Below are 19,023 nucleotides of genomic sequence, written 5' to 3'. Positions count from 1 at the left end.
TAATGTTACAGCAGGCAACAATGAAAATAATCAGGCATCCAGTCAGAACAAGGTTGAGGAAGCCAGTTGTGGCTTTGGGGACTTTTGACGGCGTTCACCTGGGGCACCGTCAAGTCCTGCTCCGCGCGGGCAAGGAAGCCGGTAAGCTGGGCACGCACTCCGCGGTCATCACTTTTGATCCCCATCCGCAGGAAGTTATCGCCCCGGAACGGGGCTTAAAGCTGCTGACTACGCTGCAGGAGCGGGAAGAACTATTCTGCTCGCTCGGGATCGACGCCGTTATCGTCTTCCGCTTCCGGCCGCAGCTGCGACGGCTGACTTCGCGCGCTTTTATTGAACGTTACCTGGTCGGCAAGCTGGGGGTCAGGGGGGTCGTGGTCGGCTACGACTACGCTTTCGGCCGCGGCCGCCGGGCGGGGGTGGCTGAATTGCGGCGCCTGGGCCGCCGGTACGGTTTTGCGGTCTTTATTGTCCCGCCGGTCAAGCGCGGCCACCACCTGGCGAAATCGGGGAAGATCCGGGAATTAGTCGCTAACGGCGAGTTCAACCGGGCGATCAAGCTGCTGGGGCATCCCTACCGGATCACGGGGAAAGTTGTTAGGGGGAAGGGAGTAGGGGTTAAATTGGGATTCCCAACGGCTAACCTGAAAGTTGACCGGCGCAAGCTGGTCCCTGCCGAAGGGGTCTATTTTGGGCATGTCGGCCGGCGCAAATGCCTGGTCAATATCGGTTCGCGGCCGACTTTTGGCGGGGGGGCGAAGCAGGTCGAGGTCCATTTGCTCGGTTTTCGCGGCAATTTACGGGGAAAAACGCTGGCGGTGGACCTGGCCAGCCGTTTCCGGGCGGAAAAACAGTTCGCCGATGTCAACGACCTGATCGAGCGGATCAAAAAAGATATTGCCCGCGCCCGCCGCCTGTGATATAATCAGACCATAATGCCATTAAAAAGAGATAAAAAGAGTGAGATAATCAAGAAGTTTGAACAGCATACTGGGGATACCGGGTCGACAGAAGTCCAGATCGCCCTCCTGACCAGCCGGATCGAGCAGCTGGTCGGCCACCTGAAGAAGAACTCCCACGATAACCACAGCCGCCGCGGCCTGCTGATGATGGTCGGCCAGCGCAAGCGGCTTCTCCACTATTTAAAAAGGACAGACGTGAAAAAGTTCGAAGAACTGACTTCCGCGCTGGAACTCCGATGATCAAAAAAGTTGAAAAAGACCTGGGCAACGGGCAAGTCCTCTCGCTGGAAACCGGCCGGGTAGCCCGCGAAGCGGGCGGCTCCGTGATCGTCCGCCTGGGCGACACGATGGTCCTGGCGACCGCCACCATGGCTGCCACCCCGCGCGAGGGGATCGATTTCTTTCCCCTGCTGGTCGATTTTGAGGAAAAACTGTACGCCGCCGGCCGCATACCCGGCGGATTTTTCAAGCGGGAAGGGCGCCCGTCCGAAAAGGCGATCCTGACCGCCCGTAAAATTGACCGCCCGATCCGCCCGATGTTCCCCGAAGGTTTCCGCAACGACGTCCAGATCGTCGTGACCCCGCTCTCCGTCGACCAGGAGAATCCGCCGGACATCCTGGCGATTATCGGCGCCTCGGCCGCCCTCTCGATCTCGGAAATACCGTTCGACGGCCCGCTGGCCGGCGTTCGCGTAGCCAAGGTCGGCGACCAGTTCATTGTTAACCCGACCTCGACCCAAATGAAAGAATCCTCCCTGGACCTGGTAATTGCCGGCAATAACGACTCGATCTCGATGATCGAGGCGGGCGCCGACCAGGTGAGCGAAGCCGACATGCTGGCGGCCGTTAAGGCCGGGCATGCCGTGATCAAACAATTGATCGCTCTGCAGCTGGAGCTGGTCAAGCAGGCCGGACAGCCGAAGATCGCCGTGGTTTGCCACGAGATCGACCCCCAGATCGAGAAGCTGGTCCACGACAAGGCGGCCAAGATCGAAGCGGCCTTGAAGATCGCCGACAAGGACAAGCAGGGCGCGGAGATCAAGAAGATCATCGAAGAGATCAAGCAAAGCGCGCAGGGCAACGCCCCCCTGGCGGAGCTGGTTGCCAAGAACCCGGGCGACATCAAGAAAGTGATCGAAGATATCGAATACGACGCGATGCGCCGGATGATCTTAAAGGACGGCAAGCGAATCGACGGCCGCGGGCCCAAGGATATGCGCCAGCTCAGCTGTGAACTGGGGGTCCTGCCGCGGACGCACGGGTCCGCCATCTTCTCCCGCGGGCAAACCCAGGTCCTGACCGTGGTCACCCTCGGTTCGGCCGGGGAAGGGCAGCGGCTCGAAGGGCTGGATCTGGAAGAGACCGAAAAACGGTACATGCATCATTATAATTTCCCGGCCTATTCGGTCGGCGAGGTTCGCCCGCTCCGTGGGGCTGGCCGGCGCGAGATCGGCCACGGCGCCCTGGCGGAAAAAGCGCTCCTGCCGGTCATTCCGGGCGAGGATACTTTCCCTTACACCATCCGCCTGGTTTCCGAAGTGCTGGGGAGCAACGGTTCGACCTCCATGGCCTCGACCTGCGGCTCGACCCTCGCGCTGATGGATGCCGGGGTCAAGATCGAAGCGCCGGTCGCCGGTATTTCGATCGGTCTGATCACCGAAGGGGACAAGGCGGTCACCATTACCGACATTCAGGGCGTGGAAGACCACCTGGGCGACATGGACTTTAAGGTGACGGGGACCCGCAAGGGGATCACCGCCATCCAGGTCGACATCAAGATCAAAGGTTTATCGTTCGAGATCATCGAGCGCGCCCTGCAGCAGGCCAAAGAGGGCCGCAACTTCATTCTCGACAAGATCGATGAGACGATCAAGGCGCCGCGGGCCGAGCTGTCGCCGTACGCGCCGCGCGTCATTACCATTAAGATCGACCCGAGCAAGATCGGCGCCGTCATCGGCCCGGGCGGCAAGATGATCCGCTCGATCACCGAAGAGACCGGCGTCCAGATCGATATCGAGGACGACGGAACGGTCCTGATCACCACCGCCGACGCCGAAGCGGCCAAAGTCGCCAAGGCGCGGATCGACGCCATCACCTTTACCCCGAAGATCGACGACGTTTTCAAGGGCGAAGTCGTCCGGATCATGAATTTCGGCGCTTTCGTCGACCTGCCGGGGGGCAAAGACGGGTTGATCCATATCTCCCAACTCTCCAACAGCCGGGTCGCCCGGGTGGAAGACGCCGTGAAGATGGGCCAGGAAGTCATCGTCAAGGTGACGGAGATCGACGACATGGGCCGCATCAACCTGACCATGAAGGGCGTCACCGACGAAGACAAAAAGCGGGCCATTTAAGCAGTCTATTTAGTTTATTAACAAAAGGCCGGGAATTTATTCCCGGCCTTTTTTGTTGCTTGTAGCGCGTTGCCCGATTATAAGCGTAATTAAGGTATAATTACCATATGGCTTGGTGGAAGTGGAGATTAATAAAATGCCCAATAAATTATTAAAGCGAAAACTAAAAAATCTTCTCTCTGTCGCTGAAAAAGTTGAAACGAGGATAAACCAATTAAGGGAAGAGTTAAAAGAGCTCGAACAGTCCTACGAGCTTTGGGCCCAATATCTATTTTTGTTTGTTGTCTTCAACAGAATTAATGAGGTGCTTATCGAAGCCAATAAAGAACCTTTTGATCGAAAAAACATTAAGGGATGTAGGGATGCGTTGGCGCACCCCGAAGTAACAAGTTTGCCGTTTGCTCGACCCATTGATGTTGATGAAAAACGTGAATATCTTAGCATAGCAAAAGAAGAGGGGAGAAAACGCAATAGGAATGGTGGGAAAATAATATATCCTCCGTTTGAACATTGGTTAATGGAGTTTGATGTTAGTGACCCAGAAAACAGAAAATTAGTAGCTTCTTATCTAACGGAAACTCTTGATGGGTTAAAACAACACATAAAAGGATTAAAAATTGAGCTGTAGTATTAATTATCAAGTTTATAAGCTTTATGGGTTGACGGATGAGGATGCCTGAGTGGTGGAGGGGGAGGTTTAAAATGATATTTGGAAAGCCTTACGATAATTTTGTGGGATCATTAGCTGATTTGTTTGATTTAGTATCGTATTTTCAAACAAAAAACGAAAAAAACGATGTAAAACTTAAGCTTCGCACGCAAACACTTTATCAGCTTGTTATTGTGAGGCTTGTTTCTATTATTGAAGGTTATCTTGAACATAGATTCATAACGATTCTAAATGAATTCCCTTATTATAATAAAGCGTTTTATGATAAACAAATAAAGATATCAACCCTATATAAAAATGAAATATTAAGAGGCACTGTTATTAATCCGTATTTAGGGGACATTATCGCTAATCAGTATAATTATCAAAATATTGAAGAGATAAATGAGGCCTATGGGAAAATATTAAATAAAGATATATTTGATGGAGAAAGCAAAAAGAGAATGGAAGATATATTAGCGTTGCGCCATAGGATTGTCCATAAGCACCAGGAAACACGACCGGATATTAAGGGATTAGAAGTCTTTCCAGCTGTTTATATGTTTAGAGAATTCCCAGTCATTACCATAGAAGAATTAAATAATATGCGAGTATTTATAACTGAATTTGTAAAGTCCGTTGAGGTAAGGTTGAGGCAAAAAACCTTTAAGTGCTGGCTTTCGGGCCGTAAAAGAGCAGACGACTCTCTTGATTACGAAATACTTAAAAAGGACTATTTAGCCTTCTTGGACAATTTCCATTATGATGAGAAGACTAAAACTAGAAAGGCAAAAGAAGTGAAAATGATTTGGGATCTGGATATGAGGGTGATTGGTAAGGCATAAGGGAATGGGATTGAAAGTATATGTGAGTGAAACTAATAATGCTAAAAAATAAGACATTATCAAGAATTAAAGAAACTGTTTATGAGAACGCAGTTCGGCTGTTTGTAGATGCTTGTTGTTTGTGCGAACATGCTTCTTATCCTTCAAGTTATTATTTGTCTTTAATATCAATTGAGGAGATAGGTAAGTTACACATGGTCGATCATATATGCGACGATATTATTCTGAACAAAGATAGGAGAGGATTCCTGATTCATCTTTTTTCCAGGGATATGTTTTATTCTCATAAAAACAAACAGGGCTGGGCAGCATGCGAGTTCCATTCAGGGATACGTAAGCAGTATCAAAAGTTTTTTAGGAAAAGTATAGACAGAAGAAAGCAGAGGGCTATTTATGTGGATTATGACAGAAAAAGAAAGAAGATAATGACCCCAGGTTATATGAGCAGAAAAGCGGTTGTGAGGGCATTAAAGGTAAATCTCCATCTTTTAAGAGAGGTTAAGGATCTTGGTTATAATGGCTTCCAATGTATTTCGACTGCTGCAACTATTCGTAAGGCAGAAAAAAAATACAATGAAGCACTATTTGCATTTGAATTGTGTTTGCAAAGACGAAGGGTTTAGCTTGAACATGCGTAAATTGTTAGGAGCACCATATTTACTCGATTAATTGTCATCTTCTCTTTAAGATGATAAAATAAGGTTGTAATGGAAGCTAAAGTCTACCGCGAACTAGGCCTCAACGATCAGGAATACCAGCGTATTCTTTCCATCCTCAAGCGCGAACCGACCCCGACCGAACTGGCGATGTTTTCCGTCGAATGGTCGGAGCATTGCGGCTATCCCCGGTCCCGCAAATGGCTGAAACTGTTCCCGCAAACCGGCAAATATTCGCCGCTCGTCGGCGAAGACGCCGGCGGGATCGTGTACGACGACACGGCGATCATCTTTAAGATGGAATCGCATAACCATCCCTCCCAGGTCGAGCCCAAACAAGGGGCGGCGACCGGGGTCGGCGGCATTATCCGCGACATTTTTACCACTGGAGCCCGGCCGGTCGCCCTTTTTGACTCGCTTCGTTTCGGTCAGCTTAATACTCCATTGAATAAATACATCTTCAACGGCGTCATCGACGGGATCCAATTCTACGGCAACTGCGTCGGCGTGCCGACGATTGGCGGCGAGATCTACTTTGACGACGCCTACGCCGGCAACTGCCTGGTCAACGTGATGTGCATCGGCGTCGGCCCCAAGGACAAAATAGCCCGGGCGCGGGCCGGCGGCGTCGGCAACCCGATCATCTATGCCGGGAGCAAGACCGGCCGCGACGGGATCGGCGGCTGCTCGATCCTGGCTTCTTCCGAGTTCGAGGCGGGGGAGATCGAAAAACGGCCGACTGTCCAGGTCGGCGACCCGTTCACCGAGAAATGTTTGATCGAGGCGACGCTGGAAGCGCTGGAGACCGGGGTGGTCGTTGGCATTAAAGACATGGGCGCTGCCGGGCTGACCTGCTCGTCAGCGGAAATGGCGGCGGCCGGCGACGTCGGCATTGAGATCGACCTGGACAAAGTGCCGCTCCGCGAAACGGGGATGGAACCGTGGGAGATCATGATGTCCGAATCGCAGGAGCGGATGTTGATCTGCGTGGAGAAAGGGAAAGAAGATAAGGTCCTCAAGGTCTTCCACAAGTGGGGGCTCGACGCGGTCGTCGTCGGCAAGGTCCTGGCCGAAAAACAGGCGATCATCAAACAAAACGGGAAAGTCATTGCTAAAGCACCGACGGAAGAACTGGCTAAAGCCCCGATATATGATATGGCCTTCAGGAAACCCAAACCTCAAACTTCAAACTTCAAAACAAAATGGGCCAAAAATCACAATATCCAATTGCTCAAACTATTATCGGACCCGAATATCGCGAGCAAGAAGATGGTTTACGAGCAGTACGACCACATGGTCCAGACGAACACCACGGTTTACCCGGGCGGCGACGCGTCGGTCATCCGTTTGAAAGGGAAAACGTGGGGTTTAGCCGCGACGACCGATTGTAACGGCCGGTATTGTCTGGCCGACCCGTACACCGGCGCCCAGATCGCCGTCGCGGAAGCGGCGCGCAACCTGGTCGTGACCGGGGCGGAACCGGCCGCCGTGACCGATTGCCTCAACTTCGGCAACCCGGAGAAGCCGGACCGCTTCTACCAGTTCAAGCGCTGCGTTGAAGGGATCGCCGACGCCTGCCGGTTCCTGGAACTGCCGGTCGTCTCCGGCAACGTCTCCCTCTATAACGAAAGCCCGAAAGGGCCGATCCTGCCGACGCCGACGATCGGCATGGTCGGCATCATCAAGGATATTGAAAAACGGTGCTCCGTCCCCTTCAAGGATAACGGCGATATCGTTGTCCTGCTCGGCCATAACCGGGAAGAAGGGGAGATCCCGGAGCTTGACCTTGACCTGGAACGGCGGGTCCAGCTGGCCTGCCTGGAAGCGATCCAGATCGGCATGGTCAAGTCGGCCCACGACCTTTCCGAAGGGGGCTTGGCTGTCGCCCTGGCGGAGTGCGCCATCCACGCCGGGAAAGGGGCCGTCATTAATTTATCAGGTAATTCCCCACACTTAAGGGTGGGGAATAATTCACTCTTATTTGGCGAAACCCAGTCCCGGATCATCCTGACGATCGCTCCCGACAAGATCTTTTCGCTCTCCGACGTGGCAATGCTTTACCAGGTGCCGTGCTCGATCATCGGCAAAGTGGGGGGCAAGGAGCTGACGATCATGCGGGACAAAAAGACCCTGGTCAAACTGCCGGTAACGAAATTGCAAGAGAGGTATTTTAACGCTCTGCCCGAGCTGCTAAGGAGCCGCTGATGGACGCGACGACCGGCGCGATCGTCCTGATCTTCATCATTTCGATCTTTTCCGGCATGGGGAACAATAAAGGTTACACCCCGCCGCCGGCCCCGAAATTCCCGGTTGCCGCGCCAACCGTTCCGGCCCCGGCCGGCGCGATCGACACGGGAGTGGCTGTTGCGCCGCCCCCCGCCGGCTTTGCCGCGGTTGACCCGGCCCAGACCTCGACCGCGATCAAGACCTATATCCAGAAATACCGCTCCAGCGACCTGGCCGCGGAGATCACCGGTAGCATCATGAAACACGCGCAGACCTACGACCTTAATCCCAAGTTGGCTGCCGCGCTGATCGCCCGGGAGTCGAAGTTCAACCCGCGGGCGCTGTCGTCGTCCGGCGCGATGGGGCTGGGCCAGCTCCTGCCGTCGACCGCCAAGGGGCTGGGCGTGGAGAACGGGTTCGATATCGACCAGAACGCCCGGGGGACTGTCCGCTACCTGAAATCGCTGATCGACCGGTTCAGCGGCAACGTCTCGGCCGGGGTAGCCGGCTACCTGGTCGGCCCGAACGCGGTCAAGCGCGACGGGACGATCTCCGCGCATACCCGCTCGTATGTCGAAGATATCTACAAGATCTACTATAAAATGTAGCCCCCGCTGACTATTTCCCTCTGCTCCAGCGTGGCAATAAGATTGCTATCGGCTTTGCGTGAACCTTGATCTGACCAAAGAGCAGCAGCTTTTACTGATCGGCTTAATTGTTGCGGTCGTGGTCGGCCTGGGAGTGATGGCGGTGCGCCAATTCAGCCCCGGCCAAACCGGGGAAATAAACCTCGAACAGCCGACGGGAGAGAGCAATGACCGGATCATGGTCCACGTTTGCGGGGCGGTCGCGCGCCAGGGGGTCTTTCGGGTCGCGGCGGGGAGCCGTTGGCTGGAGGTCATTGCCCTGGCGGGCGGCGCGTTACCGGGCGCCGATCTTTCGGCCCTGAACCTGGCGGAAGCGGTCAAGGATGGCCAGAAGATCATTGTTCCCGACAGGCTGCCGGTTAAAGCCGGCAAATCGACCGAACAGTCTGCCAGGGTAAGCATTAATACTGCCGGTGTTGCAGAATTTGACGCGCTGCCGGGGATCGGCAAGGCGACCGCGGAAAAGATCGTCGAGCTGCGGCAGAAGAACGGGCCTTTTGTCCGCTTGGAACAGATCATGGAGGTCCCCCGGTTCGGCAAGGCTAAGTTTGAGAAGATAAAAGACAGACTGACGCTGTGAGGTGCCTTAGTGGGCGGACCGATTCCAATAATTACAATTGCGTTTGCTGTGGGGATTGCCCTGGCGAAAAACCTCTGCCTGCCGCTCTGGTTGACGATCTTCTGCCTGCTGTTATTTTTTCTGCTGACGGCCGTTGCCGCCGGCAAAAAGTATGATCTGACCATTTTTATCCTGGCCAGCTGCCTGTTGGCAGGCATATTTGCGTATCAGGTCCGCAACCTGCCGTCAGCCAACGACTTTTCTCGTTTTGTCGACCGCGGATATCTGACGTTAAACGGTCAGGTTGACGGTGAGCCAAAGTCTAAAGAGGGAAAGATCTCTTTCCCTTTGCTGGTTAAAAGTCCGGCCCAAGGCCTTGTCTACGTGACGATCCCCGGTGAGGAGGGATCTTTGGCTTACGGTGACCGGGTCGAGGTGCGCGGGATCGTTACCGAATCGGCCCAGTTCGCCAACCCGTTGCTCCCCGCAGGGCGTAAAGTCTTTTTTCTCCGGTCGTTCTACGCTAAGAAGCTAGGATCGGGCGGCAACCCCCTGGTCAAACTGACGCTCTGGCTGAGCGGCCGGTTCAACGGCGTTCTGAACAAGCTCTTGCCGCAAAAGGAAGCTTCGCTGCTGGGGAGTTTTCTGCTCGGCGGCAAAGTCTCGCCGCTTGACGATGAGACCAAGGAGAAATACCGCCAGGCCGGGCTGATCCACCTGCTGGTCGTCTCCGGCACGCAGGTCTCGATCCTGATCGGCGTCTGTCTGGCTTTGACCCGGGGGGCCGGTCTTCCGGTCTGGTTGAGCGTGGCGCTCACTTCCGGTTTCAATTTCCTGCTGGTGATCATGACCGGGGCGGGCGCCTCGATCGTTCGGGCGGCGATCATGGGGGAGGTGATGCTGGTCGGCATGCTGTTCGAGCGGGAAAAAGAGGTATATACGTCGCTCGCTTTGTCGGCGCTGCTCCTGCTGGCGGCCGACGCCAATGTCCTGTTCGATCTCGGTTTCCAGCTTTCGTTCGCCGCGACCTGGGCGCTGGTATATGTCGCCCCTCTGCTGCAAAAAAAGCTGCCGCAGCTGCTAGCCGTTTCCCTGGCCCCGATCCTGGCGACTTCGCCGATCATCGCTTTTAATCTGAGCCAGATCACTCCGGGAGCTTTACTGTCAAATATCTTAGTGCTTCCCTGGGTCGAATGCCTGGTCATATTGGGATTGTCCGCGACGCTGCTGGGGTTTATCTGCCTGCCGCTCGCCCAGCTGCTCGGCAATACGCTCTGGCTGGCATTGGTCCTGCTTGACCGGATCGCGGCGGTCGTTGCCAGCCTACCGGGCGCCTGTTTCTATATTGCGCCGCCGTCCGGCGCGCTCGTCATCGGCTATTACGCCGGGCTGATCGCGCTGTTAAAAAAGCGCTGGTCGCTCCTGGCGGGGATATTGCTGCTGGCCGTGGTCTGGCATTTCGCTTTGTTGCCGGCCGGCATCGGCGGCCGCGAGTTGACCGTTACTTTTCTCGACGTCGGCCAGGGGGATTGCTCCCTGATCGAGACGCCGGACGGCAAGAAGATCCTGATCGACGGGGGCGGGACGGACCGGCCGGCGCAGGAAGATAGCGTCGGGGCGAAGCTCGTGGTCCCTTTCTTGCGGCGCCGGGGGATCAATGAACTTGACCTGGTAATGTTGTCCCACCCGCATAACGACCATGTCGGCGGCCTGAACCCGGTGCTGGCGAAGATCAAGGTCGACCGGGTGATCGACAACGGCGCCGTTTACGATTCGGCCGCCTACCGGCGGTTCAAAGCGCTGATCGCGGCAAATAAGATCAAATATTCCGCCGGGCGGACCGGTCAGTCCCTGGATTTTGGGGAAGGTATCCGCGGCCGGTTGTTCCGGCCCCGGGTCGGTGAGGTTAATTCCGATTCGCTGGCCATGCGCCTGGTCTACGGGGAAATATCATTCATGTTCACGGGTGACCTGGAAGCGCCGGGCGAAGAACTGATCGCGGCCGGTATGGCAAGGTCGACGGTCTTGAAGGTCGGCCATCACGGGAGCCGGACCTCGACCACCGACCGTTTCCTGCGCGCGGTCGCGCCGCGGATCGCCGTGATCTCGGTCGGCAAGGGGAATCGTTACCGCCATCCGGCGCCGTCAACCGTGGCCAAGCTGCAGGCGAGGGGGATCAAGGCCTATCGGACCGATCGGGACGGGGCGATCGTCATTAAGACCGATGGTCGACGGGTTAGGGATGAGCCGCAGAGACGATCCCGGTATTCCACCATTCTTCGGCCCGTTTCTTGATGGCCGGAACCTGGTAGAGGACCTCGCAGGCCTCGGCGCGGGTAAAGATGTCAGCCGGTTTAAATTCCTTGCCGGCCAGGTAATTCAACATCCCGATCTTCTTGGCCGGCTCGATGAACTTGCTCGCCCAGAACTCCGGTTTGAGGTCGGGGAACGGCGCTTCTTTCAAGTCGGCCGCTTCAGCCAGCTTGGCGTAACGGGCGAGGAGCGTGACCCCTTCGGCCCGGGTCAGGACCTTGTTCGGTTTAAAGGTGCCGTCCTTGTAGCCGGTGACATAGCCGAGCTGGTTGCCGTAAACGATATATTTGGCCGCCCAGTGCTTCTTCTGGACGTCGGTAAAGACCTCGCTGCTGGCGAGCGGATCAAGCTCTTCCGGCCGGACGCCGAGGCTCTTGACCAGCAGGGTGACGAGCTCGGCGCGCGTGATCCCCTTGTCCGGTTTGAAGGTGTTATCCGGGTAGCCGGTGACCAGTCCCAATATCCCGTTCAGCATGATCGGCTCGATCGCCCAGAAAGTGACAGGCGTATCCTTGAACGGCACGATCCGCAGGACCCTGATCTCGGCCGTTCCCTGGCTCGGTTGGAAGATCTGGCTCGGGGAAATAATCTCCGCGCTGGTGAAACCGACCAGCTGGATCACGTTCCGCCCTTCGCGCAGCGGTTCCTTGAAAGCAAAATGGGCCGGGGTGGCGATCGGCCGGCCGTTGGCGAAGGCCGAGGTGAGCGCTTCCCTGGTCGTGACCTCGAAAGCGTCCGAGGTGGCGGAGACCGAGGTGACGGTCCAGGTCCGTTTCTGGTCGATCACCAGTTCGGTGTAGCCTTCGGCCGAGACGTCGACCAGGTCCTGGTCGGTGATCAGCCGGTCCTTGGGATGGATAACGCGGAACTTGGAGAGTTTTTTCTTGAGCTGGCGGTCGTAGGTCAGTACCCGCTCGCCGACATAGGAGAGCGAGAAGTAATGCGGGGTATCGCCCGGCATCCCCGGCCGCTGGTAATAGGCGTAATCGAAGCGGAAGCCGCCGTTGACCATGCCGATGCCGAGCGTTAGGCCGCTGCCGGCTTGCTCCTGGTTAAGGCCGCCGCGCAGAGCGATGTTCTTAGCCGGGAAATATTCGAGCCCGAGATGGTAGAGCAGGGAGTTGCTGGCGCCGAGGACGCCGGCTGGCAGGTCGAGATCGATGCCGGCCCGCAGCGGCTGCGCGTTCTGGTAGAGCGCTTCGCCGCTGGCGCCGAGGACATTGGCGGCGATCCCGAGCTTATAGTAGCCGCCCATCTTGTCTTCCGCGTTGGTCCACTTGACCGACCCGCCGACCAGGTTTTGCAGGACGGCGCCGGCCGTTAGCCAGGAGAGGGGCCGGTAAGTCGCGCCAAGGTCGATCCCCATGCCCGTTCCCTTATCGCTGGCCCCGGTGCCGGTGATCGCCTGGGTAAAGAATTTCAAGTTGGCGCCGACCGTCATCTTGACCGGCGCGGTCAGGTCGCGGGTGTAGGAGAGGGCGAGGACGCTGTTGCTGTAGCTCCCCGCTTCCTGGGTCGGGTCCTGGATGATCCGGTTCGTCCCCGGATCGATCGCCGTCGGCAGCGAGCCGCCGACGCCCAGCCCGGCATAACCGAGCCCGAAAGTGCCGTAGTCGGTCGGCATAGCCCAGCCGAGAAGGAGGTACTGGCTCTCGTCGAGCATCAGCCGGCGCGACGAGGTGGTCAATTGCGGGAATTCAAAACCGGTCAGGCAAGCGGGGTTGGCGAACACCCCGTTGGCGTCATTGGCGAAAGCGACCGACACGCCGCCCATGCCCAACTGCCTGGCGTTAAAAAGGGTCCGGCTCGGATCGAGCGTCACGCCGTTGACCGCCAGCGCGGCGCCGGCCAGGAGCGGTATTAAGATCAGGCCGATAAGTTTTTTCATCTTTTCAAGACCGTTAATTTCCCTTTGGCCGCGACCTTGCCGTCGGCCACCAGGATATAGACGTAGATCCCGTTACCGGCGACGTCGCCGGCCCCCGATTTGCCGTCCCACACCACTTCGTTATAACCGGCCCAGGCGCCGGGATCATTGGCCGCGATGTCTTTTTTATAGATCAAATTACCGGTCAGGTCGAAAATGTTCAGGGTCAGGTTACCGGCCCGCGACAGGATATAGGAGATCCGAACGGTCTCGCTTCCGGCGTTGAACGGGTTCGGGTAGCTGAGCGGCGCGCCGTAGACCCGCAGGTCGCCGGTCGTTTGGACGATCAGATTGACCGCTTCCTTGGTGCTGAAGCGGTAATTCCCGAGGGGATCGACGTCGGCCGCCTCGATCAGGACGTTGTGGATCCCTTCCGGGATAGTGGCGAGGTAGGTGACGCGGTTCACGAAGCCGGGCGCGGCCGGCATGATGCCGGTCCGGACCCCGTCGAGCGAGAACCAGAGCGCCGCCAGCGTCTGATCGGTGACGACCGTTACCTCGAACGAGGGGGTCGGGTCGATCGGGTCGCCGTTAATGATCGTCGTGCCGTCGGATTTAAGGGTGAGCTCCGGCCGGCCGGTGATCTCCCAGAAAGCATAGCTGGGGAAATCGGCGGTGGCCGTGATCCCGGCGGCGTTGGCGGCCCGCAGCTGGACCAAGTGTTCGCCGCGCGTCACTTCGCTGGAGATCGTGAAGACGAACCGCTCGGTCGGCGCGTTAAAGGCGCCGTCGAGCGGCAGGGTGGCCTGCCAGTCGCTCCAGCCGCCGTTGAGGATGCGGAACTCGACGTTGCTGACGGAGGAGCCGTTCTCATCGGTCGCAATGCCGGTCAGGGTCGGCGTCGAATCGGTGGTGACGTCGGTGGCGACGCCGCTCTCGTTGCGGATCCGGTCGACCGTAGCGACCGGCGGGGCGGAGGCGGCCGCCGTGCCGGCGGTGAAAGTAGCGGTGTAATCGGCGCCGAAGACGGTGCCGTCGGTTGCCGCGGCGCTCGCCAGGACCTTTAAGGCGTAAGCGGTGCTGGCGGTCAAGGTTTTGCTGATCGTTAGGGTGGTCTTGTCCGCGCTCCAGCTCCAGTCGGCGCTGGTTAACGTGCCCGGTGTCAGCGTCAGCCAGGTGTCGACCGCCGTATCGTTGGCCATCGGTTTGGTAAAGGTGATAACGACCGGCTGATTGAGCGCCACGCCGGTCGCGCCGTTACCCGGCTGCAGCGCGCCGACGGTGGGGGCGATCCCCGTGCCGCTGGCGGAGTAGGCGGACGCGTAGTTGCGGCTGGAACCGCCGCCCAGGTAGAACTGCTGGGCGCGGTCCTGCGAAACTTCTTCGGTGCCGACGATCAGCGGGCGGGCGACCGGATCGGAATAGCCCGGCAGCTTGTAGAAAGTTTGCAGGAACCCGTTGCTGTAAACTTTGTAGACCGCGAAGCCGGTCGGGAACTGGAGGCCGGACGAGGTCCGGACGAACGGGATATTGTTGAACTGGCGGTAGCGATTGTCGTGGAAGTGGCCCATGAAAACGCCGGCGGTGACCGGTTCGCCATTGCTCAAGATATGGCTGTTCAAGGTATTAAAGAATGCGGTCTTGTTGGTTAACCTGACTTTGTCCCAGTCGGAATCTTCCCAAGTGGCCTCGTCCAAGACCGCCTTGAGGATACTGGTCGGGATGTCCGCTTCCTCGGATGCCTCGTGGTGCATGAAGATGAACGCTTTTTGCTTGGCTGCTTCGGCCGCCGCCAGTTCCGCTTCCAGTGTCGCGATGTTCGCCTCGGCGGTGGTGCCGAGGACGGTCGACGAATCGAGCATGATGAAGCGGTAGCCCTGATAGGTGAAACTGTAATTGAAAGTCGCGTCGCCGGCCGGCAGCCCGGCCCCGGCCGGATAAAGCACGCCCAGATTATCGGAGACCCAGTCGTTCCCCGCTCCGTAATTGATGTATTTGTCGTGGTTGCCGGGGATCGGGTAGTACTTGGTGGCGCCGGCGGCGGTCAGGTTGTCCAGCCGGGCCTTGAGCTGGGTGACCCGGGTGGATGGCGTGTCGACCCCGGCGTCGAGCATGTCGCCTTTAATGATCGTGAACGCCGGGTTGACTTGATTGACCGAAGCGACCAGGGCGTCGACGATCGCGTCGCTGGCGGCGTATGGGCGGCCGCGGACGCTCTCGGTGTTGGCCTTGTTCGGAGCGTAATGCAGGTCGCTGAGCACGGCAAAGGTGAAGAGGTAGTTGCCGCTCGGCCGGGCGAGGGTCTTGAACGATTTAATGATGCTCTCGGTCGTGCCGGACGCCGACTGGCTGAACAGCCGGTAAAAATAGGTCGTGTTGGCGCTCAGGCCGGTCAGGGTCAGATAATGGAAATTGGCCGTCGCGCCGCCGTTGGCCGTGTAAATGGTGGAGACGGGGAGGGAAAGCCCGTACTTGATGCCGGTCGTCGCCGCTTCATCGGTCGTTTGCCAGGTGATGACCACGCTGTCGTCGGCGACCGAGACTATTTCGTCGAGCGAGATGGTTGGAGCGGCTCCGGCCAATGACCAATAACCAAGCAATAATGACCAAGTGATGATCAATAACCAATTACCGGCTCTTTTATTTGTTTTCATTAGAATTTATAGCTCACTTTCATGGTTTGGACGTACCGGATGAACGACGGATCGAATTTGGCGTTGGGATCGGTCCGGTTGCCGTAAGCGCCGGCGGTGGCGCCCGGGTCGACCGCCGCCAGATAGCTGAACTGCCAGTAGCCGTACCCGACGTACATACTATAGTAGGCCAGCTTGCTCAGGTCGAGGTTCAGCGTGTCGAGCTGCGCCAGGGAGAGGAGCGGGGTTAGATTGAGCCCGGTGCTGACGCCGGGCATCACCCCCCAGGCGTTGCCGTCGGCGCCGAATTCCAGGGCGACCGGCAGGACCCCGAACTTAAAGGCTTTGTCGGCGTTCTCCATGACCTTCTGGTCGAAGTTCTCGATTGACGGCTTGAACATTAAAACGGTAGAGCCCCGGAGCCAGACCGGCGCGGCAAAGAGCCGGGTCTCGCTGCCGATCCGGAGCAGGTTAATGTTGCTGACCGTGCCGGTCTTCGTTTGTTTGGTCGTGCTGTCCTCGTATTTCACTTTGATCGGCGCGGAATTGCTCTCGTAATCGAGCGCGATCAGGATCGGCCGGCGGAGCGCCAGGCCGACCCGCATTTTTCTGGGGAGGATGGCGGTCAGCTGTTCCTCCAGGTAATAGTTCTCGGTCCCGTCCACCGGCTTGAAAGTGTCCGAGAAGGGCGACCAGGTGAACTCCTTGGTCGGATCGAGTGCGGGTGCTTCGATCGAGGAAACGCGGCTGTTGACGTAAGCGACCCGGCCGGTCCCGCGAAAATCGAGGGTCGCGCCGGCCAGGTTCTCAAAGACCAGACCGAACGTCACCGCGTCGTTCAGGTCGTAGCTCGCGCCGAGGTCGAGCCGGGTGCCGCTCGCCTGGTAAAAGCCTTTGTAGCGCGCTTCGCCGACCACTTCGCCGGCCGGAACGCTGACGACGTTCTTCTTGTAGCCGACCTCGGTGGCGTACTGGTCGGGGTTGTCCGCCCAGTTCAGCAGGCTCTGCTCGTCGCTCGGGTCGAAGTTCGGCTGGTAGAGGGTGATGTCGGGGGTGCCGTCGGGGATGATCGCCCGGACGCTGTTATTGATGTTGGAGCTGGCGCTGATCGGGGTCAGGCTCAGGCCGACGTTCCAGGATTGCCAGTGGGCGGCGCCGACCATGGTCAGCGGGGCGCTGACGCTGACGTCGTTGCGCGCTTCCATCATCGTGACGAGCGGCACGTTCGACGTCTGGGAAACGAAGCCGCTCCACATCGACTGGTCCAGCGTCTTGGTGTAGGTCGCGCTCCCTTCCGGCGTGATCAGCAGGGTCGCCTGGCCGCTGTTGTTGATGTTGATCGTCAGCTGGTCGCTGAGATTAAAGCTGGAATCGCCGAACTGCGCGGACATCTTGCTGTTGGCCGTGAATTGGCCGGACATGTCGATCGTCGCGGCGGTGGCGCCGCGCTCGACAATGCCGAAGCTGAGCCAGTCGTTAAGCCGGTGACCGGCCTTGAAGTTGATGCCGGTGCCGGCGGTCTCGTAGATGGCGTGGCCGGTGTGTTCCCGGGTGGCCGGCACGGTCACGCTTTGGTCCGGAGTGAAAAAGAGGCTCCACTTGAATTGCGTCATTCCCCCCAGCGTTTCCTGCTGGTCGGTCGTCTGGTATTTGGCGTTGTAGCTGACCGGGCCCAGCTCGGAGATCAGGGAGAGGTCGGCCTGGGTGTTCTTCAGCTTGCCGAGCGAGGCCGGGTTCCACATTACCGTTTCGATCCCCTTGTCCAGCGCGGAATAATAATTGCCCAGCCCGGGGAACGGATTATCGAGCGGATTGGTCTGCAATTGGAAACGGCCGTAGGGGAAATCGGAACCGGGTACGACGGCCAGGGCGACGCCGGAGATGATCAAAACCGCTATCAGGGCGCGTGCGAACCTCATTGCGCCCCATTCTATGCCTGCCGTCCGGTTTTGTCAACGGAATTACCGCGTGTTATAATCGCGCCATGACGATCATTGGGTTGACCGGTCCGGCGGCCGCCGGCAAGAACGAAGTTGCCCGCGTGTTGCGGCGCCGCGGCGCGCTGGTGATCGACGCGGACAAGGTCGCGCACGGGCTGTACGCCGCCCAAACGCCGGTCTGGCGGGAACTGATCAGGAATTTCGGTTCCCGGGTCCTGATGCGCGGCGGCAAGATCGACCGGAAAAAACTGGGCGAGATAGTCTTTGCCGACCGCCAAAAACTCCGGCAATTGAACAAGCTCATCCACCCTTATTTAAAAGCCGCGGTCAGCGCCGAGCTCGCGGCCTGCGACCCGCGACGCGAGACCGTAGTGGTCAACGCCGCGGTGCTCAAAGAGATCGGTTTGCTCCCCGCGGTCGACCAGGTTTGGACGGTCAACGCGCTCCGCGCGACCAGGTTAAAACGCTTATTGAGGCGGGGCTTGAATAAAAAGGAAGCGGAGCGTTTGCTCGATGCCCAGCCGCCGCAGAAAGAATATCTGGCGATCGCCGACCAGGTCATCAACAACAATGGGACCAAATTGCAGTTAACGGCCGCCGTCCTGCGGGCCTGGGCCGCGGTGAAAGGTTAGAGTCTCTCTCGGAGCCAAGCTAGGAACCGTGCCAACGGTTTAGCCGGCGGGGTGGGTTTGGGCCCGTTCCCCAGTTCGATCCGCACGCTGCCCATCTCCAGCCGGCCGCCAAGGCTTTCTTTCTCCAGCTGGGCCAGGGAAACGACATAGGTTTGCGTCCGGTCGGTATTGGTTTTGATCTGGTCCAGGCCGAAGCGGGAGAGTTCGAGCGCGCTGGTCCGGGAGAAAGTCGGGTCCTGGGCGACCCTGGCCATGCGGGCGATCAGCGCCGAGTAAAGGTGGGTCGGCAGGTTGGTAACGGCCGGCGGCGCGCTGACGCCCCAGGTTCCCAGAAAGATCAAGCGATGTTCGCCCGGCTCCAGTTTCATCATCATGTTTTCCGCGGTGACGTAGTCGCAGTCCTCGCTGTAGCCGAAATCGATGGCGGGTTTAAGGCGTAAGATCCCGAACGACCGGCCGCTGTAGGAAAAATGGTCGAAACCGGCCTGAGAGAGCCGCGGGAAATCGATCTGGCCGTGCTTGAACAGCGCCTGGGTCAGTTGGTCGCGCAGGGCTTGTTCCCGCTCCAGCTTTTCCAGCGCCGGTTCGGTGGCGAGCGCCAGGTGCCGGTAGAGCGGGTGTTTGCCGAGGACGCCGCTAACGCATTTCCCCAGCCGGACCAGGTTTCCCTGCTGCAGATGAAAAGCGACCGCGCTGGTTTTATCGATCATTGACATGGCCGATTGGTTATCGTGGACGGT

15 protein-coding genes are annotated in these 19,023 nt (G+C 58.0%); 11 read left to right on the top strand and 4 right to left on the bottom strand.

The window, feature by feature from the left end:
• Positions 1-53 precede the first annotated feature (53 nt).
• From ribF to WC529_00415, 10 genes are all read left to right on the top strand, one after another.
• On the top strand, positions 54-920 hold the full coding sequence (gene ribF, locus WC529_00460; protein ID MFA5112751.1) for a riboflavin biosynthesis protein RibF: 867 nt from the start codon (positions 54-56) through the stop codon (positions 918-920).
• 15 nt (positions 921-935) lie between these two features.
• Positions 936-1,202, top strand: coding sequence for a 30S ribosomal protein S15 (rpsO, locus tag WC529_00455; GenBank protein ID MFA5112750.1), 267 nt, complete (start codon positions 936-938; stop codon positions 1,200-1,202).
• Positions 1,199-3,316, top strand: coding sequence for a polyribonucleotide nucleotidyltransferase (locus WC529_00450; GenBank protein ID MFA5112749.1), 2,118 nt, complete (start codon positions 1,199-1,201; stop codon positions 3,314-3,316). Before rpsO ends, WC529_00450 begins: the two co-directional genes overlap by 4 nt.
• 115 nt (positions 3,317-3,431) lie before the next feature.
• Entirely contained in the window at positions 3,432-3,944 is a 513-nt protein-coding gene (locus WC529_00445; protein ID MFA5112748.1) for a hypothetical protein, read from the top strand.
• 44 nt (positions 3,945-3,988) lie between these two features.
• Positions 3,989-4,810 carry a hypothetical protein gene (locus WC529_00440; protein MFA5112747.1) on the top strand — a complete coding sequence of 274 codons (822 nt, stop codon included), beginning with the start codon at positions 3,989-3,991 and terminating at the stop codon, positions 4,808-4,810.
• A gap of 26 nt (positions 4,811-4,836) precedes the next feature.
• Complete coding sequence (locus WC529_00435; GenBank protein ID MFA5112746.1) at positions 4,837-5,433, top strand: AbiV family abortive infection protein; 597 nt, start codon at positions 4,837-4,839, stop codon at positions 5,431-5,433.
• Positions 5,434-5,517: 84 nt separating this feature from the next.
• The gene (purL, locus tag WC529_00430; protein ID MFA5112745.1) at positions 5,518-7,671 is read left to right on the top strand and encodes a phosphoribosylformylglycinamidine synthase subunit PurL; all 2,154 of its coding nucleotides are present in this window, start codon (positions 5,518-5,520) and stop codon (positions 7,669-7,671) included.
• Positions 7,671-8,300: a lytic transglycosylase domain-containing protein gene (locus WC529_00425; GenBank protein MFA5112744.1), complete on the top strand. Its 630-nt coding sequence runs from the start codon at positions 7,671-7,673 to the stop codon at positions 8,298-8,300. The genes purL and WC529_00425 overlap by 1 nt, the downstream gene beginning before the upstream one ends.
• 58 nt (positions 8,301-8,358) lie before the next feature.
• The gene (locus WC529_00420) at positions 8,359-8,919 is read left to right on the top strand and encodes a ComEA family DNA-binding protein (protein ID MFA5112743.1); all 561 of its coding nucleotides are present in this window, start codon (positions 8,359-8,361) and stop codon (positions 8,917-8,919) included.
• Between the two features lie 48 nt (positions 8,920-8,967).
• On the top strand, positions 8,968-11,193 hold the full coding sequence (locus WC529_00415) for a DNA internalization-related competence protein ComEC/Rec2 (GenBank protein MFA5112742.1): 2,226 nt from the start codon (positions 8,968-8,970) through the stop codon (positions 11,191-11,193).
• Here WC529_00415 and WC529_00410 read toward each other — a convergent pair.
• The 3 genes from WC529_00410 to WC529_00400 are packed head-to-tail and all read right to left on the bottom strand — an operon-like array spanning position 11,135 to position 17,630.
• A complete protein-coding gene (locus tag WC529_00410) occupies positions 11,135-13,099 on the bottom strand; it encodes an S-layer homology domain-containing protein (GenBank protein MFA5112741.1) in 1,965 nt (654 codons plus the stop codon). The genes WC529_00415 and WC529_00410 overlap by 59 nt on opposite strands.
• A complete protein-coding gene (locus WC529_00405; GenBank protein MFA5112740.1) occupies positions 13,096-15,732 on the bottom strand; it encodes an Ig-like domain-containing protein in 2,637 nt (878 codons plus the stop codon). The genes WC529_00410 and WC529_00405 overlap by 4 nt, the downstream gene beginning before the upstream one ends.
• Positions 15,732-17,630 (bottom strand): hypothetical protein, encoded by a 1,899-nt coding sequence (locus WC529_00400; protein ID MFA5112739.1) that lies wholly within the window; start codon positions 17,628-17,630, stop codon positions 15,732-15,734. Before WC529_00400 ends, WC529_00405 begins: the two co-directional genes overlap by 1 nt.
• A gap of 65 nt (positions 17,631-17,695) precedes the next feature.
• On the opposite strand from WC529_00400, the gene coaE reads away from it, so the two are divergent.
• Entirely contained in the window at positions 17,696-18,283 is a 588-nt protein-coding gene (coaE, locus tag WC529_00395; protein MFA5112738.1) for a dephospho-CoA kinase, read from the top strand.
• Here coaE and WC529_00390 read toward each other — a convergent pair.
• On the bottom strand, positions 18,280-18,999 hold the full coding sequence (locus tag WC529_00390; protein MFA5112737.1) for a hypothetical protein: 720 nt from the start codon (positions 18,997-18,999) through the stop codon (positions 18,280-18,282). The genes coaE and WC529_00390 overlap by 4 nt on opposite strands.
• Positions 19,000-19,023 lie beyond the last annotated feature (24 nt).

It is taken from the genome of Candidatus Margulisiibacteriota bacterium (genome assembly GCA_041650855.1).
Taxonomy (GTDB): domain Bacteria; phylum Margulisbacteria; class WOR-1; order O2-12-FULL-45-9; family XYB2-FULL-48-7; genus JALOPZ01.
This window is presented reverse-complemented; position numbering and strand designations above follow the sequence as displayed.